Here is a 3,178-nt window from a genome sequence, read left to right as displayed (position 1 = left end):
CGCATTGCGCCAGGCTGAGCCCCTGGCTCTGCGCATAAGCCGCAATCGCCGCCGCCTTTCCGCCATTCGGGGCAAGGACATCGATCAGGCGGCCATGGGAAAAGACTACCCGGGCCGATTGGCCAGCCGCTGCCAGCGCTTGGCGGATCGCATTGGCATCCCGTTCATTGCCGAAGAAGCTGATCTTGTGCGGCCCTTCGGTTTCGGCGGGCTGCGGGCTCAACGGAAGTGTCGCCAAAGCGCGATGAACGGCGTTCCGATCCCAGCCGTTATCAAGGAGGCGGGCATAGTCGTCACATTCGCGCCAACCGCCCTTGCCGTCCGCGATCATGAGACGGGTGCCCACATCGACGATAAAGGCGTCAGGCATCGGCAAGCCCCATTGCCTGAGAATAGTTTGTGCCGCGGCCAAGCTACGCCCGGTGGCGACGATGAAGGGCAGGGTCGACCGCGTCCGCCATCCAGCGAATGCAAATGCCGAACTCCGGCAGCCGGTCAGGGTGTTGTCGATATCGCTGATGAGCAGCCTTGGCCGGTTGCACTCGCGATAGGTCTCAACGGACAGAGCCGCATACCGATCCCATGAATACTGCCGATGTCCGCGTCGCGCGGCGCCAGCCAGCCGGGCGTGACGCGCCGGGTCTAGCACGATGGCGCGGATGGCCGTTGCAAGGGCGCCCTCGTCACGCGGATCTACGGTGATGCCATGACCGATCGTGGCGACGATCTCTTGCGGGCCGCCGTTGCGAGTGGCGACAACCGGCACGCCTGCGGCCGCCGCTTCCACTAATGTTAGCCCAAAGGGTTCGTGGAGGGCTGGGTTGACGAACACGCCACCCTCGGACGCTCTTTCATAAAGCGCGGCGACATCGGCGGAATCGTGGTCGGCCGGTAGCATGACATGACCGCGAGCTTCGGGCGTCGCGCAAAGCGCGGTAAGTTCGTCAATAACAACGCGCTCTTCACCCGAGGCCAGGCCGTGCTGCCCGGCAAGCACCACAAGGTTCGCCGCAGCGCGAAGTTTTTCGTCCGCCAGGTAAGCGCGGACCAAGGCGATCAGGTTCTTCTTTCGAACGGGGCGGGCGATTGCCAAGATGATCGGAAGCTGGGGCTGATCGAGCCATTCCGCCATGCGATCGACAACCGTCGGCCCGGCGCCTGCGAAGTGGGCAGGAGCGCCCGGCGCGATGATGCGGACGCGATCGCCTGTTGCCACGCCGTAGCGACCGATCTGGCGCTCCGCCTCGTCCCCGGTTGAAACGATGATCGCCGCCGCACTGATGATTGCCGCACGCTCTGCCTCGATGCGGGTTACCAGACTATCGCAAGCGCCAGTTTCGGCCTGCTTGTCGATCCCAAGCGCATGGGGTGTGTAGATGAATGGAATGCCGAACCGCCGCTCTGCCTCACGCGCTATACTGGCGGCGTCCGCGAAGTGAGCATGGATAACATCGGGTCGCTCAGGCTGTTGGGAAAGATACTCGCAGAACGCCTCTATCAAAGCGGGAAGCTCCGCCGAGAATTGCTCTTTCTCGATGTACCGGCGGTTGGATGTGGCGATGCGGTGGATCGTCAGCTTTTCACTGATGTGCTCGGTCGGCTGGGCATGCACTGAGCCGAGCTTCCCATCGTCGAACAAACGCGTGACAATCGTCACCCCGCTGACATCGGCATGCTGTGCCTGATGGGTTGCAACTTCAAGAACATAGGCGATGTGGCCGCCCGTGTCGGCGGTTAGGCCGTAATGGACGGGCGGCTTTCGAAGACAACCGCCCAGCGCCAAATGTAAAATGTTCAAGGCGGTCCCCTTTTTTGTACAAGCGGGAACGGGTTGAGAACTGATTTGATCCTGAACTGGCAAATTGCCCCTGGGGGCATGTTATTGACTTTTATCAAGTTCTTCTTGGAGTCGGTACAGACAAGTGGCCGGTCCGGGAACTGCGAGGCTGCTTTCGTGCCCCCTTTCAGTCAGACCATGGGAGCGTGCAAAGCTAGCCGTATGGGGCGCCTGCCTTTCGATCGGGCCGCAGCGCACTTTGACATTCGTTTGCCACCCGGCGATTGCATGAGCGACGGAGCAACACAGGACGCTGCAGATGTCTGACGGAAACGACAAGCTAGACCAGGCGATCGGTCGCGAGACGGGCGAGGGGCGGTTCCAGGTCGCAATATCCAGCGGCGGCGTGCAATTCTTCGCTGACGAACCCACAAGCGCCGGCGGTCTCGGCTCTGGGCCCAACCCGTATCAGCTACTGGGATCGGCGCTTGCCGCCTGTACCACTATGACCTTGCGGCTCTATGCCGATCAAAAGGGATGGCCTGTTGAAGATATTCGCACGGCGGTGGGCCATCGGCGTGAGCAGGGCGGCAAGCCCGCCGACCTGTTCATACGCCACATCACGTTCAGCGGTGATCTGACGGAAGAGCAGCGCGCCCGCCTGCTTGAGATTGCAGATCGCTGCCCCGTCCACCGCACCTTGACGGCGAGTGCCCGCGTCGAAACGAAAGCGGATGAGCTCGCACCCACGTGTGATGGCGAAGATGCCCATATGGCGGATATGGAAGCGCTGATCAGCGTGGGGCGAAGGTCTCTCGACTTCACCGACTAGCGCGATTTGATGTCATAGCAACCGGCCCTGCGCGGAAACCTCGCGTTCCAAGCCGACAAGCCCATCACGGCCTCGCAATTCCGTCTCTGCCGAAAAGCGAATATCCTCGTCGCGGTCAGCGGCGAGACGGCGCAAGGTGGCATCGTCCAGCGCGCCCCAGTATCTGCCGCGGTCCGGCCCTGCGGGTACTCGGGGCAGCAGGCCCGGCTCGGCGCTCCATTTTAGAAGAGTCTCAAGCCCCGCCTCGTTCAACTGGTCTCGCAGATGATGTGCCGTCACGTAGGCGTCGGGAAAAGCGCGATGAACAGGCAGCCCCATCTCGCGATCCAGGCCTTCCGGCATGCGCCAATATCGCAGGACCTGGTTGGAGAAGCTGGGACTATCGGGCCAAAGCCGCAGGGCACACTTCCAAGTGCAGATCCAGGCGGCTCCGCCAGACAATTCCGGCGTGCAGAAACGCTGCTCGAACGCCGCACGATGCGCCGCAAGTGCCACCACGCCGCCCTTGGGCTTAAGAATGTCGGGTGCGGTCGACTTCCAGAAAGGCGACGCTGCGACATCCGCATCGA

General features: G+C 62.3%; 3 protein-coding genes. 1 reads left to right on the top strand and 2 read right to left on the bottom strand.

Going from position 1 to position 3,178, the window contains the following annotated elements; translation table 11 throughout:
- On the bottom strand, positions 1-1,798 hold a 1,798-nt coding region (locus ACHWRX_RS09990), incomplete at its 3' end, for an HAD family hydrolase (RefSeq protein ID WP_394659081.1).
- Positions 1,799-2,096: 298 nt separating this feature from the next.
- Between ACHWRX_RS09990 and ACHWRX_RS09985 the strand changes: the two genes are divergently transcribed.
- The gene (locus ACHWRX_RS09985) at positions 2,097-2,609 is read left to right on the top strand and encodes an OsmC family protein (RefSeq protein ID WP_394659080.1); all 513 of its coding nucleotides are present in this window, start codon (positions 2,097-2,099) and stop codon (positions 2,607-2,609) included.
- 12 nt (positions 2,610-2,621) lie between these two features.
- Here the strand turns inward: ACHWRX_RS09985 and ACHWRX_RS09980 are convergent.
- Positions 2,622-3,178 (bottom strand): 3'-5' exonuclease (locus ACHWRX_RS09980; protein WP_394659079.1); only part of this gene is annotated, 557 nt, incomplete at its 5' end.

It is taken from the genome of uncultured Novosphingobium sp. (assembly GCF_964277725.1).
Classification (GTDB): Bacteria; Pseudomonadota; Alphaproteobacteria; order Sphingomonadales; family Sphingomonadaceae; genus Novosphingobium; species Novosphingobium fluoreni.
The sequence above is the reverse complement of the archived record's forward strand: the minus strand, read 5'-3'. Positions and strand labels throughout refer to the sequence as shown.